The organism is Sphingomonas sp. R647 (genome assembly GCF_020177055.1).
GTDB lineage: Bacteria > Pseudomonadota > Alphaproteobacteria > Sphingomonadales > Sphingomonadaceae > Sphingomonas.
Map to the genome: position 1 here is coordinate 1 of NZ_JAIQXT010000009.1, position 16,673 is coordinate 16,673.

Below are 16,673 nucleotides of genomic sequence, written 5' to 3' on the forward strand. Positions count from 1 at the left end.
TCGGACGTCGGCAGCTGGGACGCGCTGCATGCGATCAGCGACAGCGATGCGAACAACAATGCCTGCCGTGGCGATGTGGTGGCGATCGACACGGCCAATTGTCTGGTACGTGCGGGGGCGGGCAAGAAGGTGGCACTGGTCGGCGTGTCGGACCTGATCGTCGTGGTCGATGGCGACGATGTGCTGATCCTGCCGCGCGGGCGCAGCCAGGAGGTCAAGCGCGTGCTGGCAGCGATGAAGGACGACGGCGCCTAGCGCTTGGGCACGAAGACGATCGCGACGCCGTCGAGCGGGCGGGCCTGAAAGATCAGCGGCGACGGTACGCGCTCGCCGCCGATCAGAATGTAGAGGCGGCCCGGAACGACCTCGCCGGCACGGAAGCGGTTGGTTTCGGCCTCCTGCCGCGTGGCGCTGCTGTGCGAGATACGGGCGACATAGACGCTGCGCACCGGCACCCCGGCCTTGGCGGCGCGCCAGGCGATCTCCTGAAAATGGCCGAGCCCCATGGTGACATCTCCGGGGACGAAGGCGATGTCGTCGGCCTGCGCGATCAGTTGGTCCCATTCGGGCGAGGTCGTGCGGACGTAAAGTGGGGCGTGGCGTGCTTCGACGGATTGCGCGCGGATCGCGACGGACATCGGCACCAAGTCGGCGGCCTGAACGACGACCGCAGCGATCAGCGCGAGCCGGGCGGCGCGCGCAGGCAGACGGTAGAGGATGCGCAGCGCGACGAACACCATCACATAGGCGACCGGCCAGAACAGCCGCCCTGATGCGCGCACGGCATCGAGCGCATTGGCGAGATCGGTCGGCAGGTGCAGGCGCGGGAGCATGTACCCGGCGATGTCGGGATAAGTGCTGACCGCGAGCAGGGTGAGGACGACCAAAGCCGGGACCAGCCAGCGATAGCGCGACAGGCTGTCGGGCGCGTCAGGGGTAGGGCGCGGCAGGCGGCGGGCAAGGATCGCGGCGGCGGGCAGCAGCAGGAGCAGGCCGAGGCCGAGATATTGAAACCCCTCGAACGCGCGGCCCGGACGTTGCTCGATTGCGGGCAAGAAGGTCGAATAGGTGTCGACCCCGGGGTTCCACAACGCGTCGAGCGACATGGCGAAGGCGCCGTAATTGCCCGAGGACTGGAAGTCGCCAAACACGCCGAGGCTCCAGGCGATGGTGAGGACCATCGCCACCATCGCCGCGCCTTCGGCAAGCAGGCGCGGCAGGGCGCTGCGGTCCTTGCCCAGCCGCTCCAGCATCGCGCTGGCCCAGATCGCGCCGACCATCACCAGCAAATAGCTGTGCACCAATGTCGTGAGCGCGATCAGCACTGCCCAGCCGCGGTTGGAGGCCGAGCGCTGCGGATCGTCGAACCGCCACAGCGCCCACAGGATCAGCCAGTGCGCCATCAGGTTCACATGGACGACGCGGTTGAACAGGGTCGGCAGCGCGGCGAGCAGCAGCACTCCGCACCACAAGGCGACCGGGCCGGGCGCGTAGCGGCGCAGCAGCAGCCATGCGAACAAGACTTGCAGGAACAGGCAGGCGAGCAGCCACCAGCCGATCAGCTGCGCATCGGCGGGCAGCGCCCATTGCAGCAGGAAGCCGATCGCGGAGAGCAGGGGGTTGCTGTCGGTGAACAGCAACGGCGTCCCCTCCGGCGCGCCGAGCAGGGTGGTGCGCAGGAAACCGGGGGCGGGATCGTGCAACCAGGCGTGCAGGCCCAGTGCATTCTCGCCATTGTCGGTGCCGCGCAGCAGCCAGCCGACATTGCCGATGTCGAGGATCTGCCAGTGGAAGAAGATGCCGAACAGCGCGAGCGGCAACAGGATCAGGGGCAGGCGGTGATCGGCGGCGCGCATGGGCAGGCTATAGGTCGCGCGGGTCCGCCGGGCCAGTGTCAGCGGGCGACGCGACGCAGCAGCGCCTGTGCGGCGGTCGCGGCCCCGGCGGTCAGCCCGCTCAGGCTATACGGGTTGAACAGCCGCAGCCGATGGCGGGCGCGGCGTTCGTCCATCCACTCGGCCTTATAGCCCTCATCACCATTGCCATAGTCGATCAGGTTGGGGCGATCCTGGTCGAGGACATGGCGGAACATCGCATAGGACAGCAATGTCCCCGGCGAGTTGGCGCGTTCGCTTTCGAGGTGCGCGAGCTTGTGGATCGTCGCGACTCGGTTCTCAACGGTCCAGAATTGCGCGGCGACCGGGCGGCCATCGCGCAGTGCGACGCCGAGCCGCAGCGTGCCGGCTGCGCCCTCCTGCTCGGCAAAGGCGCGGACAAAAGCGGGCGAGCCCTCGTTCGGCTTCCAGCTGCCGGCATAGACCGCTTCGTATGCCGACCAGGCGTCGGCATCGAAGCGGTCGAAGATCTGCGTTTCGACCGGACTGCTCTTGGCGCGGCGGCGCACGGTGTTGCGCAGTTTTGACCCGCGCTGTGCCCAATAGGCGTCGAAATCGAGCCCGGCGGTGTGCGCGACCCAATGCGCCGCCTCGACCCGCTCGATCGCGATCCAGCCCTTTGCGCGAAATGCAGCCTGTAACTCGGCGGAGACTTCGGGCTCCAGCGGCCACAGCGCCAGCGCGCCGAAGCGCCTGCCGACCTGTCCCGCGATGGCGGCGAGCAAAGTCGCGCGCACGTCGGCTGGACAACCCGGCGTCGCGATCGGCGCGAAGGCGAGCGTGTACCAGCTGGCAAAGCTGCGCGCCCGGCCCGCGCCCCCATCGCGCAACGGCAACCACAGCGCGTGCGGCCCGACCCGCGCCGATGCAATCGCGACCGGCGCGTCGGGCCACAAATGGCGGGCGGTCAGCGCGAGCCAGTCGATCCGGTCATATTGTCCGCGCTGAAACGGGCGGTCGAGCATGCCCGCCGCGTCGCGGGCGAGCGAGTCGATCGACTCGATCATCCGCGCGCCGGGCGTTGCCGCAGCCTGGATCAGCGGGAAATGCGCGGTCATTCGGCGTGGCCGGTCATGCGCCGCGCCTTTTGGATCCCGCGCCAGGCGAATGACTTGAGGTGGTTCTGGCTGGGGAAGCGCGCCGGCATGGCGGGGTCGAGCCCAGCCTTGCGCAGCAGCCGGTTGAGCGCATGCGCGTCCGCCTCGCGATAGCTCCATTCCGAGCGCCAGGTGACCGACAGCGAGATCGACATCGCATCGCCATTCTGCACCCAGTGCGGCGCCTTGACCGGGACATAGAGCGCGTCACCGGGCGTCAGACGCAGCGGCGTGCCCTTGGCTGCGAAATGGTCGTGGAAGGGCAGGTTGCGGTGGCTGCCATCGTGGAACGCCTCCTGCAATGCGCCGGGGACCAGTTCGGGATCGGCGGCGGGGAAGACGGTCATCACCTTCTCGCCGCGCAGCTGCATCAGGATGTTGTGTTCGGGGTCGATATGGAAGGGCGTGACCGCACCCGGCGAGGAGACGAAGATGAACGCCTCCCGCTTGAGCATCGCGCCGGTACTGCGCGCGACCAGCGGCTCGATCTCATCCAGCACGGTGTCGAGCAGGGCGCGGTAGAGCGGGTCCTGATCGACGAATTTGAGCACCATCCACGACCCGTTTTCCTCGATCGAGCGGATCGAGTCTTCGACTGACAGGCCATTGTGGCGGATCTCGCCCGGGTCGATCCCGACCGGGATGTTGGCGAGATTCTGTTCGACATCGACTGGGCGGATGCGCTGCGATAGCGCGACCAGTGCGTCGAGTTCGAACAGCGTGTGGCCGCACAGCTGGTGGCCAAACACGCCGGGGCGCTCAGGGTAGAGCGCGGAAAACGCGGTGCGCGCGTCGGCGGTGAAGATCTGGGTCATGCGTCGCTCTCCACAATCGGGGCGGGGCGGGTGCGCCGCGCGCGGATCGCGGCGGCGGCGCGTTCGAGGGCGCGGGCTGCCGCGAACTGCGTGCGGCGCAGCGTTCCGGCGAGCGGGACCGAGACGCGTATAATCGCGCGGCGTTCGCCCCACAGGCTGTTGATCATCGGGTGATTCTCGACCGCGCAACTGTCCATCCAGCCGATATCGCCGCGCGCGAGCAGCTGGAGATTGTCGATCTGCAGCAGCACGCCCGGCGAAAAGCGCGACAACCGTTCATCGAATGCGGTCTTGAACGAGAAGGCGCCGGGCTGGGCGAGCAGATTGACCAGCATCGCTACCGCGACGCCGTCGAGGTCGACGCGGATGATGTCGAGCTTGCCGACCGCGTGCGCGCTTAGGACGACGTCGCGGAAGAAGGCGGCGGTTTGCGGGGTGCAGGCGAGTGCGGAGCCCGCCGCGCCCTTCCACCCAGCGCGTTCGAGCGCGAGGAAGGCGTCGATCCAGTCCTCGACGGAATCTTCCGTGGTGAGGCGGCGGGTCTCGACGACACCCTGCTCAAGCAGGCGCGTGCGCAGGCGGCCGAGTTCCTTGCGCTTCTTCTTGCGCACGGTGGCGGCGTAATAATCGTCGGGCGCCAGGGTGGTCGCCAGCATCGCCCGCTCGATTCGGTGGACGGTATCGCACGGGCGACCGAGCGCGTGTGCCGCCTCGACCAGCGCGCGATGCACCGGGCCATGCTCGACCAGCCCGCTGACATGGAGCAGCGCCCCAGCGTCGCGATCGGCGTCGAGTGCGGTCAGGATTGCGGTCCACGCCGTGACCTCATGCCCACGACGGAGCAGCGGCGCGCCGAGAAAGCGATGGTAATGTGCCCAATTCTCGCTGTGGCGCAGCGGGATACGGCCGTAGCGGGCGGCACGGACGATCGGCATCAGGCCGATCAGGCGGCCATCGCGGCGGACGGCTAGCTGACACACGCCGGGCGGCGCGAGATGGCGACTCGCCTCGGCGAACCAGCGTTCGGCAAAGACATCGGGTTCGGCGGCGTCGGCGGCGAGTGCGTCCCACTCGCGCGCCAGCGCGGCGTCGGGCGCGGTTAGCGCTTCGACCTCGACCTGCGTCCCGGTCGCCGCAAGGCGCAGCGCATCGGGCGCAAGGGCATGTGCGCCGCTCGTGTCGATGGCCGTCACCGCGTTCATCGCTGCTCCTGATGAGTCTGGATCACGCGCTTGGCCTAGCCGCGAAGCGTTAAATTTCCCCAAGCCTGCGCAGGTCTTGCCCAGATTGAACAATGATGCGGTGCGGTCGGGGGAGCGGTGTCATTGAGCCGCGTTGATTACTTTGTGTTTTCGATATCGCTACCACACGGGGATTCCGTGCCGGTGACCCGTAGTTTTCCGGGGTCGATGCCCCGCGACTCGCGGAATCACGGCAATCGTCACACATGCTCCGGCACAAGTTGAGATTGATTCGCGAATACGCGCGCCGTGTTGCTAAGCTTGAAGATGTGCAGCGGTTTCGCATTTAAGATGTAATCGAAAAGAAACCGGAAATAATAATCTGTAGTAAATCGTGGCCTGGAACGCGAGATTATCGTAAAATGGCTGAGTATCCGATTATCAATACATAGCATCGTGCGAATAGGGCTGTGGTTTTGCGAGTTGTAGATTCTCGGATCGTAGAATCCCGATATCGCTGATTAACCACGAATCGAGAGAAAAGGTGCTTGTTGAGACGGCGAGTCGGGTTCGGAGAATGGTCATGCGTAGCGTAGCTTCGGAAAGCGTCCAGACGGCCTCAGTCGGGGGGCGTGCGGCACCCTGGCCCACCACAGGCGGCGCAAGTGCCCGCAGCCTGTTTGCGCCCAGCGATGGGCGGTTTGCACCCGCCCCGTCGGCGCGCCCGTCGCGGGCGCGGCCGGTCGGCGGGTTTGTCCCCTATGCCGGACATTGCATCGTGCCGGTCAAGACAAACGGGTTGGTGCGGCTGCCGTCCTTCGTCCGCCGCAACGTGAACAGCGAAGGGCCGAGCATTTTCCTGGGTCTGCACGGCGCGCAGAACTGCCTGGTCGGATCGAGCGTGCAGTGGTGGCAGCAACTGACCATGCGCTGTGACAACCACGCTTCGCAGGGTGCCGATGCTGCGCCGCGCCGTGACATTCCGCCGCCACCGGCGCCGTCGCGCCGCCTGTTCGGATTTTGCGAGGAATTCTGGCGCCCCAACGAGTTCGTGAAGCTGCCCAGCTGGGCGCGCGCGGTCGCGGGCATCGCCAATGCGGCGCTGTTTGTCGGGACCGGCGAGACGTTCGAGATCTGGTCGATCGAGGATGCGATGAAGTCGGACGATCCGCACCTCGTCGCGTTGGTCCACTCGGCGACCAAGCTCCAGTGAGCGGGGGCGGGACATGGGGCGTTGTCACCTGACCGGCCATCAGCCGGGCGACGAGATCTGGAACGAGGGGTATTTTTTCACCCGCTGCACCCGGTGCGGTCGCGACATGATGCGCGCCGACGGGCCGTGGCGGACGGTGCCGGCCAAGTACCGGGTGGTGTGGCGCAGCGGCTATCACCGCCACGCGCTGCCCAGCGATTTCGGGCGGCGGCTGCCGGTTGCGGCGAACATGCCGCGCGACAAACGGGCCAAGCTGCCGCGTGAAAGCGTCGGGAGCATCATGGTCAGCCAGACGCCGCGTGCCGACGAGATCCCGGGCGAGCGCGAGGCGATGGATCAGGCGATTGCCGCATTCCGGTTGATCGGGATGCGGTGAGTGTAGGTGTAAGCGTGGCGTATGGAAAAAGGGCCGGGGAGGTGACTCCCCGGCCCTTTTTTTGGTCCGGTTTGGTGGCCGGGTGGTTCGGATCCGGTCCCCGGCAAAGCCGGGGACTCGTCGGACGGGTTCGGCGATGCCGACCCGCCGTCCGGACCTGAGGAGTCCTGAGTTAGCGTGGCTAACTCAGGCACCTCTAGGTCAGAAATCCATGCCGCCCATGCCGCCCATGCCGCCGCCGCCCATGGGCATGGCGGGCTTGTCTTCCGGCATTTCGCTGATCGCCGCTTCGGTGGTGATCAGCAGGCCGGCGACCGAAGCCGCGTTCTGCAGCGCGGTGCGAACGACCTTGGTCGGGTCGATCACGCCGGCAGCGACGAGGTTCTCATAGACGTCGGTCGAAGCATTGAAGCCGAACGAGGTGTCGTCTTGGTCGAGCAGCTTGCCCGAGACAACCGCGCCGTCCTGACCTGCGTTGGTAGCGATCTGGCGAACCAGTGCCGTCAGCGACTTGCGGACGATGTCGATACCGCGGGTCTGGTCTTCGTTGACGCCCTTGAGGCCGTCGAGCGCCTTGGTCGCGTACAGCAGCGCCGTGCCGCCACCGGGGACGATGCCTTCTTCAACGGCTGCGCGGGTTGCGTGCAGCGCGTCGTCGACGCGGTCCTTGCGCTCCTTGACTTCGACTTCCGAAGCGCCGCCGACCTTGATCACCGCCACGCCGCCAGCGAGCTTCGCCAGACGCTCCTGGAGCTTCTCGCGGTCATAGTCGCTGGTCGTGATCTCGATCTGCTGACGGATCGCATCGGTGCGGCCCTTGATCGCATCGGCTTCACCAGCACCGTCGACGATGACGGTGTTGTCCTTGTCGATGGTCACGCGCTTGGCGGTGCCGAGCATGCCCAGCGTTACCGACTCGAGCTTGATGCCGAGGTCTTCGCTGATCACTTCGCCCTTGGTCAGGACGGCGATGTCTTCCAGCATCGCCTTGCGACGATCGCCGAAGCCCGGTGCCTTGACCGCTGCGACCTTGAGGCCGCCGCGCAGCTTGTTGACGACGAGCGTGGCCAGAGCCTCACCCTCGATGTCTTCCGCGATGATCAGCAGCGGACGGCCCGACTGAACGACGGCTTCCAGGATCGGGAGCATCGCCTGCAGGTTCGACAGCTTCTTCTCATGGATCAGGATGTACGGATCGTTCAGCTCGACCGCCATCTTCTCCGGGTTGGTGATGAAGTAGGGCGAGAGGTAGCCGCGGTCGAACTGCATGCCTTCGACGACATCGAGTTCGAACTCGAGGCCCTTGGCTTCCTCGACGGTAATCACGCCTTCCTTGCCGACCTTTTCCATGGCTTCGGCAATCTTTTCGCCGACTTCACGGTCGCCATTGGCCGAGATGATCCCGACCTGAGCGATTTCGGCCGAACCCGACACGGGCTTCGAGCGCGACTTCACGTCCTCGACGACCTTGATCACGGCGAGATCGATGCCGCGCTTGAGGTCCATCGGGTTCATGCCGGCCGCAACCGACTTCATGCCCTCACGCACGATCGCCTGAGCGAGAACGGTCGCGGTGGTGGTGCCGTCGCCGGCGATGTCGTTGGTCTTCGAGGCCACTTCGCGCACCATCTGTGCGCCCATGTTCTCGAACTTGTCCTTCAGCTCGATCTCCTTGGCGACGGTGACGCCGTCCTTGGTGATGCGCGGTGCGCCGAAGCTCTTGTCGATCACGACGTTACGGCCCTTCGGCCCCAGCGTGACCTTGACTGCATCGGCGAGGATGTCGACGCCGCGCAGGATGCGCTCACGCGCGTCGCGGCTGAATTTTACGTCCTTGGCTGCCATGATGGAAACCCTTTCAGAAAGTGTGGAAGTTGAGGAAGTTGACGGTTTCGTGGGTGGTGGCGGTTAGCCAACGATCCCGAGAATGTCCGATTCCTTCATGATCAGCAGGTCTTCGCCGTTCACCTTGACCTCGGTGCCCGACCACTTGCCGAACAGGATGCGGTCGCCGGCCTTGACGTCGAGCGGGGTGACTTCACCCTTTTCGTTCTTGGCGCCCGAACCGGCGGCGACGACTTCGCCTTCCTGCGGCTTTTCCTGGGCGGTGTCGGGAATGATGATGCCACCGGCGGTCTTGGCCTCGGCCTCAACGCGGCGGACCAGCACGCGGTCGTGCAGCGGACGAAAGTTCATGGAGCTCTCCTGAACGTGGTTGAATAGCATTGTTGGCACTCACCCCCGGTGAGTGCCAGCAGCGGTCATATGGGCGCGGTACCAGGGAGCGTCAACGGGTCCGCGACGGGTTAACCCAATTTGTCGGTCGAGCTGCAGCGCCCCCGAGCGGCTGGCCTGTATCACCTCGTTAACACAGCGGCTTTACTCGCTTGCGTGCACGCCGTACCTGTGCGTCAATTGCGTGGGGCATTTCGGAGAATACAGACGTGAAACTGGTACGCGGCGCATGGAAGCTGCTCGTCGGCATCAAGGACGCGCTCGTCCTGCTGTTCATGCTGTTCTTCTTCGGGGCGCTGTTCGCATTGCTGTCGGCGCGGCCCAATCCGGGTGCGGTCAAGGATGGCGCGCTACTGCTGGCGATCGACGGCACCATCGTCGAACAGCCGGCCGAGGCCGATCCGTTCGGTGGCCTTGGCGGCGGGCAGGCTCCGCGCGAGCATCGCATGCGCGATCTGGTCCGCGCGCTTGATGCGGCCAAGGATGATGCGCGGGTCAAGGTGGTCGTGCTCGACCTAGACCGGTTCGGCGGCGGCTATCCCGCTGCGGTCGCAGAAGTGGGCGAGGCGATCCGCCGCGTGCGCGAGGCGAAGAAGCCGGTGCTGGCTTATGCCACCGGCTATAGCGACGCGAGCTATCTGCTCGCCGCCAATGCCAGCGAAATCTGGGTCGACCCGATGGGTGGCACGATCTTCAGCGGTCCGGGCGGTTCGCGGCTCTATTACAAGGGCCTGATCGACAAGCTGGGCGTCACCACGCACGTCTATAAGGTCGGCAAGTTCAAGTCGGCGGTCGAACCCTATCTTTTGACCGCGCAGTCGCCCGAGGCGAAGCAGGCCAATGAGGCGCTGTACGGCGCGATTTTTGGCCAGTGGCGCGAAGCGGTGAAGAAGGCGCGGCCCAAGGCGCGGATCGAGCCGCTGCTGACCAATCCGGCCGACGCGGTCGCCGCTGCGAATGGCGACTTTGCCAAGATGAACCAGCAGCTCGGCATGGTCGACAAGCTGGGCGACCGGCTGGCGTTCGGCAAGCGTGTGGCGGAGATCGCCGGCGTCGATGCGAACAAGCCCGCGGGCAGCTACAAGACGATCAAGCTCGCCAACTGGCTGGAGGCCAATCCGGTCGAGAAGACCGGCGATGCGATCGGCGTGATCACGGTTGCGGGCGAGATCGTCGACGGCAAGGCCGGGCCGGGCGTTGCGGCGGGCGACACGATCGCCAATCTGCTGCTGAAGGGCCTGGCCGACAAGAAGCTGAAGGCGCTGGTCGTGCGCGTCGATTCGCCGGGCGGATCGGCGTTGGCGTCCGAGCGCATCCGGCAGGCGATCCTGGTCGCCAAGGAACAGAAACTCCCGGTCGTCGTCTCGATGGGCAGCCTCGCGGCGAGCGGCGGTTACTGGGTCGCGACGCCGGGCGACGTGATCTTTGCCGAACCCAACACGATCACCGGCTCGATCGGCATTTTCGGTATCCTGCCGACGTTTGAGAATACGCTCGCCAAGATCGGCGTGACGTCGGACGGGGTGAAGACCACGCCGCTGACCGGCCAGCCCGACGTCTATGCCGGCACCAATGCCGAAGTGGACCGGGTGCTGCAGTCGGGGATCGAACAGGGCTATCGCCGCTTCATCGGTCTCGTCGCCGGGTCGCGCAAGATGACCCCGGCGCGGGTGGACGAGATCGGTCAGGGCCGCGTGTGGGACGGCGGCACCGCGCGTCAGCTGGGGCTGGTCGACCGGTTCGGCAATCTCGACGCCGCGATTGCCGAGGCGGCAAAGCGCGCCAAGCTCGATCCGGCCAAGACCCATGCAGTGTTCCTTGAGAAGGAGCCCGACTGGTTCAGCGCGCTGATCGGCGGGCTGATGTCGGGCGGCGACAGCGATGAGGAAGAGGCTGCGCCCGAAAGCGGCGGCGACCTGTATGCCCGCATTGCCGGGGATCGTCGCGCGGTGCTGGCGCAGGCGCTGGGCGATGCGAAGCGGCTGGCGGGTGCGTCGTCGATGCAGGCACGCTGCCTGGAGTGCGCGTCTTATGGCCCGATGACGGGGCCACAGGCGCAGGCGGACGCGCGGCTGATCGATCTGGTGATGGCGAAGCTCGGCCTTTGAGAAAGTTGATCGCTTGATCCAGATCCAGTTGCGGGCGGCGGAGCCCGGCGATGCCGCAGCGATCGCCGCCATCTATGCGCCCTATGTGCTGACCGGTACGGTGAGCTTCGAGTTCGATCCGCCCGACGCGCGCGCGATGCGCGGGCGGATGGAGGCATCGGACGGGCTGTTCCCGTGGATCGTCGCGACCAATGGCGAGGGGCGAGGGGTGCTTGGCTACGCCTATGCCACCAAGTTCCGTGAGCGTGCGGCGTACCGCTATGTCGTCGAAACCTCGGTCTATGTCGCGGGCGCGGTGCAGGGGCAGGGCGTCGGGCGGCTGCTGTACGAGGCGTTGATCGACACGCTGCGCGCGCAGGGCTTCACTCAGGCAGTCGGGGTAATCTCATTGCCCAACGACCAGTCGATCAAGACGCATGAGCAGGTCGGCTTTCGCCGCGCCGGGCAGTTGCGCGAGATCGGGTTCAAGGAAGGCCGCTGGGTCGATATCGGCATCTGGCAATGCGTGCTGAACGACAGCGCGATCCCGCCGGTCGAGCCGAAGCCGTTCAGCGAGGTCGGCGTGGTCCGGGGCTGAACCACCGTATAATTTTTAGTCGGCGGCGAATGACTTGGCCGCCATTCTTTCCTAAAATGTGCTTATGCAAGTTGCGCCCACCCATCGCGTCGAGATCGACCGTGAGCGCAAGCTGGCGATCCTGACCATGCTCGCGATGCTCGGGCCGGAAGATGCGTCCTGGGCGGGCGAGGAGCTGCGCGCCGCGATTCAGACGTTCGGGCCGGACATCGGCCAGCATGTCACGCTGTATGATCTGAGCGCGGTGCCGAGCATGCCGACCGCGACGATCGATCAGACGCTGCAAACGCTGGACCATCCAGCGGTGCGGGAAATCTGGGCGCGCAAGATTGCCTTCGTCGTCACCACCGCGACCGCGCGGATGCAGGCGCGGCGTTTGCAGCAGGTGCGGAAGGACATCGGCGTGTTCGATTCGCGCGAGGCGGCGATTGCCTGGCTGATGGAGCCTTGAACTACCGCCCGCCGCGATAGGCGGGGAGGGCCAGTTTCCACCGGATCGCGGCGGCACGCAGCGCGAACCCGGCGCTCGCGGCGATGAGACTGGCGGCGTAGAGCGGCAGTCCCAGAAGCGTCAGGCCGACATGAAGCCCGGAGGCGAGCGCGGCGGCGGTGACGTAGAGTTCGGGGCGCATCAGAATCGACGGCTCCCCCGCGAGCACGTCGCGGATAATGCCGCCGGCGCAGGCCGTCAGCACGCCCATCAGCATTGCCGGGACCGGGGGGATGCCAAAGCTTAACGCCTTGGCCGCGCCGAACACGGCATAGGCGGCGAGGCCGGCGGCATCGAGCCAGTCGAATCCCTGTCCCTGCCACCAGCGTTGCGGCGTCACCCAGATCAGCCCGGCGACGCCGAGGCACAGGGCCGCGACGAACGGATGGTGGACCCACCACACCGGCGCGTCGATCAGCAGATCGCGGATCGTCCCGCCGCCGACGCCCGTCACCAGCGCGAAAAAGGCGGCGGTGACGAAGGTCTGGCTGCGGCCCGTCGCCGCCAGCGCGCCGGTTGCGGCGAACACGGCGATGCCGAACAGGTCGAGCCAGGGCAGCACGGTGCCGAGCGGGAGCGGGGTGGGGGACATGGCGCTGCTGTCTCACCCCGTGCGCGCGCGGTCAACGTGGCGAGCCGACCCCAAGCCGGGCGAGCGCGCGCAACACACGCTGGATATGCAGCACGGGCAGCATCGCCGCCTTGAAGATCGTTGCGACGATGATCAGCGTCATTGCGGGGAAGCCCCAGCGCAGTGCGTCGAGCACCTCGGTCGCGCCGAAGAAACGCCAGGCGGCATAGGCTCCGGCGAAAAAGATCAGCGTCTGGGCGACGAGCACCACTGCGCTGGTCCAGCCAAGGCTGCCGCCGAACAGCGATCCGACCTGGGTCAGATAGCCGGGTTCCTCGCCGATCTGGCGGAGCAATTCGCGTTCTTCCGCCGCGATGGCGGCGTCGATGTCCTGGTCACGCATGGGACTCTCCTTCCAATTGGGTCCTGAGCCTGGCGCGGGCGTGCATCAGGCGGGTCTTGACGGTTCCGGCGGGGATGCCGAGCGCCACCGCGGTTTCGGCAATGCTCAGCCCCTCGAAATAATGCAGCGCGACCGCGGCGCGATGGCCGGGCGGCAGTGCGGCGACGGCGCGGCGCAGGGTGATGCCATCGGCGGCATCCTCCGGGGTCGGCGGTGCGGGGACGGGGGCGTCCTCCAATGCGGTGGCAAGGGCGCGGCCCGCGACCCGGTCGCCGATCGCGGCGGCGGTCTTGCGGGTGACGATGCGATAGGCCCAGGCGGGGAAGGCGCGCTCGTCGCGCAAAGCGCCGATGCCGCGCATGATGTCGATCCACGCGGCCTGCACCGCTTCCTCCGCCAGCGCGCGGTCGCCGGTCAGCCGCCAGCCATGCGCAACCAGCCGGCGGTGCCAGCGTGCGACCAACCGCTCGATCGCGCGCCGGTCCCCCGTCTGCGCCGCAACGACCAGCCAGGCATCGGCGGCGCGTTCGGCTTGCTGTGCTTCCCCGTTCATGCGGACAAGGTGCGCCCGGAATGACGTTCGGTTCAATCGCCGATGCGATTTCCCGCTTGGCGTGACGGTGTCGCTGTGGAGAATGCGGGGCATGAAGGATTATGCCCCCCGCTTCATCGCGCTCGCCGTCGCGCTGGCCGCGCTCGCCGGGTTTGTCGATGCGATCGCCTTTACCCGGCTGGGGGGCTATTTCGTGTCGTTCATGAGTGGCAATTCGACGCGGCTGGGTGTCGGGATCGGGCTGGCGGACGGGACGGCGTTGCTGGCGGCGGCGCTGATCCTGGCGTTCGTGGCAGGCGTGATGGTCGCGACGATCGTCGCGCGGCATTTTGCGGCGCGGCGCAAGGTTGCGGTGCTGAGCGCGGTGACGGTCACGCTGGCGCTGGCGGCGGCGCTGTGGATGGTCCTGCCGGGGCCGCTCCCGCTTCTGCTGGTCGCGGCGGCGATGGGGATGGAGAATGGCGTGTTCGCGCGCGATGGCGAGGTGGCGATCGGCGTCTCCTACATGACCGGGTCGCTGGTGCGGATGGCGCAGCGGCTGGCCGGTGCGCTGATGGGCGATCCCGAGCGCTGGGCGTTCGTGCCGCATCTGATGCTCTGGCTGGGCTTTGCGGTCGGCGTGGTGCTGGGGGCGAAGGTGGGCTTGGCGGCGGCGGATGCGGCGCTATGGATCGCCGCACTGGCGGCAGGCGGGCTGACGCTGGTCGCGGCAGGACTGACCCGAGGAGCGACCCGATGACCTATGTTCCCGCCGCCGACCGTTATGCCGGTGGCATGCCCTATCGCCGGTGCGGGCGCAGCGGGATTGTGCTGCCTGCCATCTCGCTCGGCCTGTGGCAGAATTTCGGTGGGGTCGATGTCTATGAGACCGGCCGCGCGATGCTGTTGCGCGCGTTCGATCGCGGCGTCACCCATTTCGACCTCGCGAACAATTACGGGCCGCCCTACGGCTCGGCCGAGGAGACGTTCGGGCGGGTACTGGCAAGTGATCTGAAGCCGCATCGCGACGAGCTGATCATCTCGACCAAGGCGGGGTGGGACATGTGGCCCGGCCCCTATGGCGATGGCGGGAGCCGGAAGTATCTGATCGCCAGCCTTGACCAGTCGCTGCGCCGCATGGGGCTCGACTATGTCGACATCTTCTATTCGCACCGCATGGACCCCGACACGCCGATCGAGGAGACGATGGGCGCGCTGGTGCAGCTGCACCGGCAGGGCAAGGCGCTTTATGTCGGCATTTCGAGCTACACGCCCGAAGCGACGCGGCGCGCGGCTGAGATTTTGAAGGCGGAGGGCGTCCCGCTGCTGATCCACCAGCCCGATTATTCGATGCTGAGCCGCTGGATCGAGGATGGGCTGCTCGACGCGCTGGACGAAGCGGGAGCGGGGTGCATCGCCTTTTCGCCGCTGGCGCAGGGGCTGCTGGGCGGGCGCTATCTCAACGGCGTGCCGGAGGATGGGCGCGCGGCGAAGGACTTCTCGCTGCGGCGTGAGCGGGTGGATGAGGCGATGGTCGCGCGGCTGCGTGGGCTGAACGACATCGCCGCGGCGCGCGGGCAGAGCCTGGCGCAGATGGCGATCGCCTGGGTGCTGCGTGACCCGCGCATGACATCCGCACTGATCGGTGCGCGGACAGTGGAGCAGCTCGACAATTCGCTGGACGCGGTGAAGGCGCTGGAGTTCAGCACGGAGGAACTGGCGGCGATCGACCGGTTCGCGGCGAAGCCGGGGGAGCGGGTGTAGCGGCCTTGTCCTCCCCCAGAAGGGGGAGGATCGCCGCGGGGGTCCCGACGCTACTTCTTCGGGGCCGGAGTCGCGCGGCCGCCCTGGTGGAGGATGATGCCGGTCACCTTGCCGCTGGCGTCGCGGGTGAATTCGACCTGGGCGTCGACGACCTTGAGGAAGAAGCGGTCCTTGCTTTCGGCGAACAGCTCGAACTCCTGCTGCCCGGTCGCCTGGGTCATCAGCTTGTCGTCCTTGACCCGCATCGTGATCGCAAAGGTCGGGGCGAGTTCGTACACGCCCTCATATTGCGCGAGCTGATCGGGCGCGACGGTCGCGGTCTGGCGTTCGCCGGGCAGCACTACCGCGCCGCCGCGCGCGAGTGTCATCAGTGACGTGGACAATTTGCCCGGCGAGGGGCCGTTGAGGTTGCCGAGCACGACCACGGTGATCTTGCGGTCGGGGTCATAGGCGAGCGAGGTGTTGAACCCTTCGATCCCGCCGCCATGCTCGATCGTGGTGACGCCGCCCGCGCTCAGGACGCCGATGCCGAGCGCGTAACCGTCCTTGTACGGCGTGCGGAAGGCGGCGAGAGTGGCGGGCTTGAGCAGCTTGCCGCCGTACAGGCCGCGCTGCCATTTCAGCAGGTCGCGGGTAGTCGAATAGAGCGCGCCAGCGCCTTGCGGGATGGTCATGCTGACATAATCGGCATTGACCGGACCGTCCTTGGAGGGGGAATAGCCCGATGCGCGGCGCGGCAGGATCGTCGCGTGGGTGTCGTAGCCGGTGTCGGACATGCCGAGCGGCTTGAAGAGGTTTTCCGCGACAAACGTCGCGTAGCTCTGGCCGCTCAATTTCTCGACGATCGCGCTGAGCAGCACATAGCCCGAGTTGGAGTAGGAGAATTTCTCTCCCGGCGCGAAGTCGAGCGGCTTGTCGCGGAAGCGCGCGATCAGGCTCGCATGGGTGGCGGGCAGCGTCTTGGTTGCGCCATAATCCGGGAAGCCGGTGAAATTGGGGATGCCCGAGCTGTGGGTGAGCAGATGGCGCACAGTCACCTTGTCCCACGCCGCTGGCGCATCGGTCAGGTACGTCTTGACCGGCGCGTCGAGAGTGAGCTTGCCGCGGTCCTGCAGCAGCAGGATCGCGACGCCGGTGAACTGCTTGGTGACCGAGCCGAGGCGGAACTTGGTGTCGCCGTCATTGGCGATCTTCCATTCGAGGTTCGCCGATCCATAGCCCTTGTCGAACAGCACCACGTCATCGCGCGCGACGAGAACCGCGCCCATGAACGCGCCCTTGTCGGCATCGTCGCGGACCACGGCGTCCATGCGCGCGGGGTCCTGCGCCAGCGCGGGGAGGGGCGTAAGAGCGATCGCGGCAAGTGCGATAGCGGCGTAGCGGCGCATGAAATTGTCTCCCCCTGTGTGTTGCCTG

Annotated in this window: 17 protein-coding genes and 1 pseudogene; 8 read left to right on the forward strand and 10 right to left on the reverse strand. The window is 66.7% G+C overall.

Annotated features, from left to right (window positions below):
* Window positions 1–255 (forward strand): annotated as a pseudogene (locus K9B35_RS18725) (mannose-1-phosphate guanyltransferase); the annotation flags it as partial.
* Here K9B35_RS18725 and K9B35_RS18730 read toward each other — a convergent pair.
* The 4 genes from K9B35_RS18730 to K9B35_RS18745 are packed head-to-tail and all read right to left on the reverse strand — an operon-like array spanning window position 252 to window position 5,009.
* Window positions 252–1,856: a DUF6311 domain-containing protein gene (locus K9B35_RS18730; protein ID WP_224923525.1), complete on the reverse strand. Its 1,605-nt coding sequence runs from the start codon at window positions 1,854–1,856 to the stop codon at window positions 252–254. The pseudogene K9B35_RS18725 and the gene K9B35_RS18730 sit on opposite strands and share 4 nt — an antisense overlap.
* Window positions 1,857–1,894: 38 nt before the next feature.
* Entirely contained in the window at window positions 1,895–2,953 is a 1,059-nt protein-coding gene (locus K9B35_RS18735; protein WP_224923526.1) for a GNAT family N-acetyltransferase, read from the reverse strand.
* Window positions 2,950–3,807, reverse strand: coding sequence for a cupin-like domain-containing protein (locus K9B35_RS18740; RefSeq protein ID WP_224923527.1), 858 nt, complete (start codon window positions 3,805–3,807; stop codon window positions 2,950–2,952). The genes K9B35_RS18735 and K9B35_RS18740 overlap by 4 nt, the downstream gene beginning before the upstream one ends.
* Window positions 3,804–5,009: a GNAT family N-acetyltransferase gene (locus K9B35_RS18745; RefSeq protein ID WP_224923528.1), complete on the reverse strand. Its 1,206-nt coding sequence runs from the start codon at window positions 5,007–5,009 to the stop codon at window positions 3,804–3,806. The genes K9B35_RS18740 and K9B35_RS18745 overlap by 4 nt, the downstream gene beginning before the upstream one ends.
* Window positions 5,010–5,571: 562 nt before the next feature.
* Here K9B35_RS18745 and K9B35_RS18750 point away from each other — a divergent pair.
* A complete protein-coding gene (locus K9B35_RS18750; RefSeq protein WP_224923529.1) occupies window positions 5,572–6,201 on the forward strand; it encodes a hypothetical protein in 630 nt (209 codons plus the stop codon).
* Between the two features lie 13 nt (window positions 6,202–6,214).
* The gene (locus K9B35_RS18755) at window positions 6,215–6,577 is read left to right on the forward strand and encodes a hypothetical protein (protein ID WP_224923530.1); all 363 of its coding nucleotides are present in this window, start codon (window positions 6,215–6,217) and stop codon (window positions 6,575–6,577) included.
* A gap of 201 nt (window positions 6,578–6,778) precedes the next feature.
* Here K9B35_RS18755 and groL read toward each other — a convergent pair whose 3' ends face one another.
* Window positions 6,779–8,422, reverse strand: a complete 1,644-nt coding sequence (groL, locus tag K9B35_RS18760) for a chaperonin GroEL (protein WP_224923531.1) — start codon at window positions 8,420–8,422, stop codon at window positions 6,779–6,781.
* A 63-nt stretch (window positions 8,423–8,485) separates the two neighbouring features.
* Window positions 8,486–8,773: a co-chaperone GroES gene (groES, locus tag K9B35_RS18765; protein WP_066660780.1), complete on the reverse strand. Its 288-nt coding sequence runs from the start codon at window positions 8,771–8,773 to the stop codon at window positions 8,486–8,488.
* A gap of 248 nt (window positions 8,774–9,021) precedes the next feature.
* Here groES and sppA point away from each other — a divergent pair, with 248 nt between their 5' ends.
* The 3 genes from sppA (at window position 9,022) to K9B35_RS18780 (ending at window position 11,948) form a co-directional block, all read left to right on the forward strand.
* A complete protein-coding gene (gene sppA, locus K9B35_RS18770) occupies window positions 9,022–10,920 on the forward strand; it encodes a signal peptide peptidase SppA (RefSeq protein WP_224923532.1) in 1,899 nt (632 codons plus the stop codon).
* Between the two features lie 13 nt (window positions 10,921–10,933).
* Window positions 10,934–11,497, forward strand: a complete 564-nt coding sequence (locus tag K9B35_RS18775; RefSeq protein ID WP_224923533.1) for a GNAT family N-acetyltransferase — start codon at window positions 10,934–10,936, stop codon at window positions 11,495–11,497.
* Between the two features lie 64 nt (window positions 11,498–11,561).
* Entirely contained in the window at window positions 11,562–11,948 is a 387-nt protein-coding gene (locus tag K9B35_RS18780; RefSeq protein ID WP_224923534.1) for a hypothetical protein, read from the forward strand.
* 1 nt (window position 11,949) lies between these two features.
* Here K9B35_RS18780 and K9B35_RS18785 read toward each other — a convergent pair whose 3' ends face one another.
* From K9B35_RS18785 to K9B35_RS18795, 3 genes are read right to left on the reverse strand one after another with little or no spacing between them, the layout of a single operon-like run.
* Complete coding sequence (locus tag K9B35_RS18785) at window positions 11,950–12,579, reverse strand: trimeric intracellular cation channel family protein (RefSeq protein ID WP_224923535.1); 630 nt, start codon at window positions 12,577–12,579, stop codon at window positions 11,950–11,952.
* A 31-nt stretch (window positions 12,580–12,610) separates the two neighbouring features.
* Window positions 12,611–12,961, reverse strand: a complete 351-nt coding sequence (locus K9B35_RS18790) for a DUF6768 family protein (RefSeq protein WP_224923536.1) — start codon at window positions 12,959–12,961, stop codon at window positions 12,611–12,613.
* The gene (locus K9B35_RS18795) at window positions 12,954–13,514 is read right to left on the reverse strand and encodes an RNA polymerase sigma factor (protein ID WP_224923537.1); all 561 of its coding nucleotides are present in this window, start codon (window positions 13,512–13,514) and stop codon (window positions 12,954–12,956) included. Before K9B35_RS18795 ends, K9B35_RS18790 begins: the two co-directional genes overlap by 8 nt.
* Before the next feature lie 91 nt (window positions 13,515–13,605).
* On the opposite strand from K9B35_RS18795, the gene K9B35_RS18800 reads away from it, so the two are divergent.
* A complete protein-coding gene (locus K9B35_RS18800) occupies window positions 13,606–14,253 on the forward strand; it encodes a YoaK family protein (protein ID WP_224923538.1) in 648 nt (215 codons plus the stop codon).
* On the forward strand, window positions 14,250–15,257 hold the full coding sequence (mgrA, locus tag K9B35_RS18805) for an L-glyceraldehyde 3-phosphate reductase (protein ID WP_224923539.1): 1,008 nt from the start codon (window positions 14,250–14,252) through the stop codon (window positions 15,255–15,257). Before K9B35_RS18800 ends, mgrA begins: the two co-directional genes overlap by 4 nt.
* Before the next feature lie 50 nt (window positions 15,258–15,307).
* Here mgrA and K9B35_RS18810 read toward each other — a convergent pair whose 3' ends face one another.
* Complete coding sequence (locus tag K9B35_RS18810; protein WP_224923540.1) at window positions 15,308–16,645, reverse strand: serine hydrolase; 1,338 nt, start codon at window positions 16,643–16,645, stop codon at window positions 15,308–15,310.
* Window positions 16,646–16,673 lie beyond the last annotated feature (28 nt).

What these genes read in the sequence shown, in the direction of transcription:
- K9B35_RS18810 (WP_224923540.1), bottom strand. Translation starts at nt 16,645, where the DNA reads ATGCGCCGCTACGCCGCTATCGCACTTGCCGCGATCGCTCTTACGCCC.
- K9B35_RS18740 (WP_224923527.1), bottom strand. Translation starts at nt 3,807, where the DNA reads ATGACCCAGATCTTCACCGCCGACGCGCGCACCGCGTTTTCCGCGCTC.
- K9B35_RS18785 (WP_224923535.1), bottom strand. Translation starts at nt 12,579, where the DNA reads ATGTCCCCCACCCCGCTCCCGCTCGGCACCGTGCTGCCCTGGCTCGAC.
- K9B35_RS18780 (WP_224923534.1), top strand. Translation starts at nt 11,562, where the DNA reads ATGCAAGTTGCGCCCACCCATCGCGTCGAGATCGACCGTGAGCGCAAG.
- K9B35_RS18800 (WP_224923538.1), top strand. Translation starts at nt 13,606, where the DNA reads ATGAAGGATTATGCCCCCCGCTTCATCGCGCTCGCCGTCGCGCTGGCC.
- K9B35_RS18755 (WP_224923530.1), top strand. Translation starts at nt 6,215, where the DNA reads ATGGGGCGTTGTCACCTGACCGGCCATCAGCCGGGCGACGAGATCTGG.
- K9B35_RS18795 (WP_224923537.1), bottom strand. Translation starts at nt 13,514, where the DNA reads ATGAACGGGGAAGCACAGCAAGCCGAACGCGCCGCCGATGCCTGGCTG.
- mgrA (WP_224923539.1), top strand. Translation starts at nt 14,250, where the DNA reads ATGACCTATGTTCCCGCCGCCGACCGTTATGCCGGTGGCATGCCCTAT.
- K9B35_RS18750 (WP_224923529.1), top strand. Translation starts at nt 5,572, where the DNA reads ATGCGTAGCGTAGCTTCGGAAAGCGTCCAGACGGCCTCAGTCGGGGGG.
- groES (WP_066660780.1), bottom strand. Translation starts at nt 8,773, where the DNA reads ATGAACTTTCGTCCGCTGCACGACCGCGTGCTGGTCCGCCGCGTTGAG.
- K9B35_RS18730 (WP_224923525.1), bottom strand. Translation starts at nt 1,856, where the DNA reads ATGCGCGCCGCCGATCACCGCCTGCCCCTGATCCTGTTGCCGCTCGCG.
- groL (WP_224923531.1), bottom strand. Translation starts at nt 8,422, where the DNA reads ATGGCAGCCAAGGACGTAAAATTCAGCCGCGACGCGCGTGAGCGCATC.
- K9B35_RS18790 (WP_224923536.1), bottom strand. Translation starts at nt 12,961, where the DNA reads ATGCGTGACCAGGACATCGACGCCGCCATCGCGGCGGAAGAACGCGAA.
- K9B35_RS18745 (WP_224923528.1), bottom strand. Translation starts at nt 5,009, where the DNA reads ATGAACGCGGTGACGGCCATCGACACGAGCGGCGCACATGCCCTTGCG.
- K9B35_RS18735 (WP_224923526.1), bottom strand. Translation starts at nt 2,953, where the DNA reads ATGACCGCGCATTTCCCGCTGATCCAGGCTGCGGCAACGCCCGGCGCG.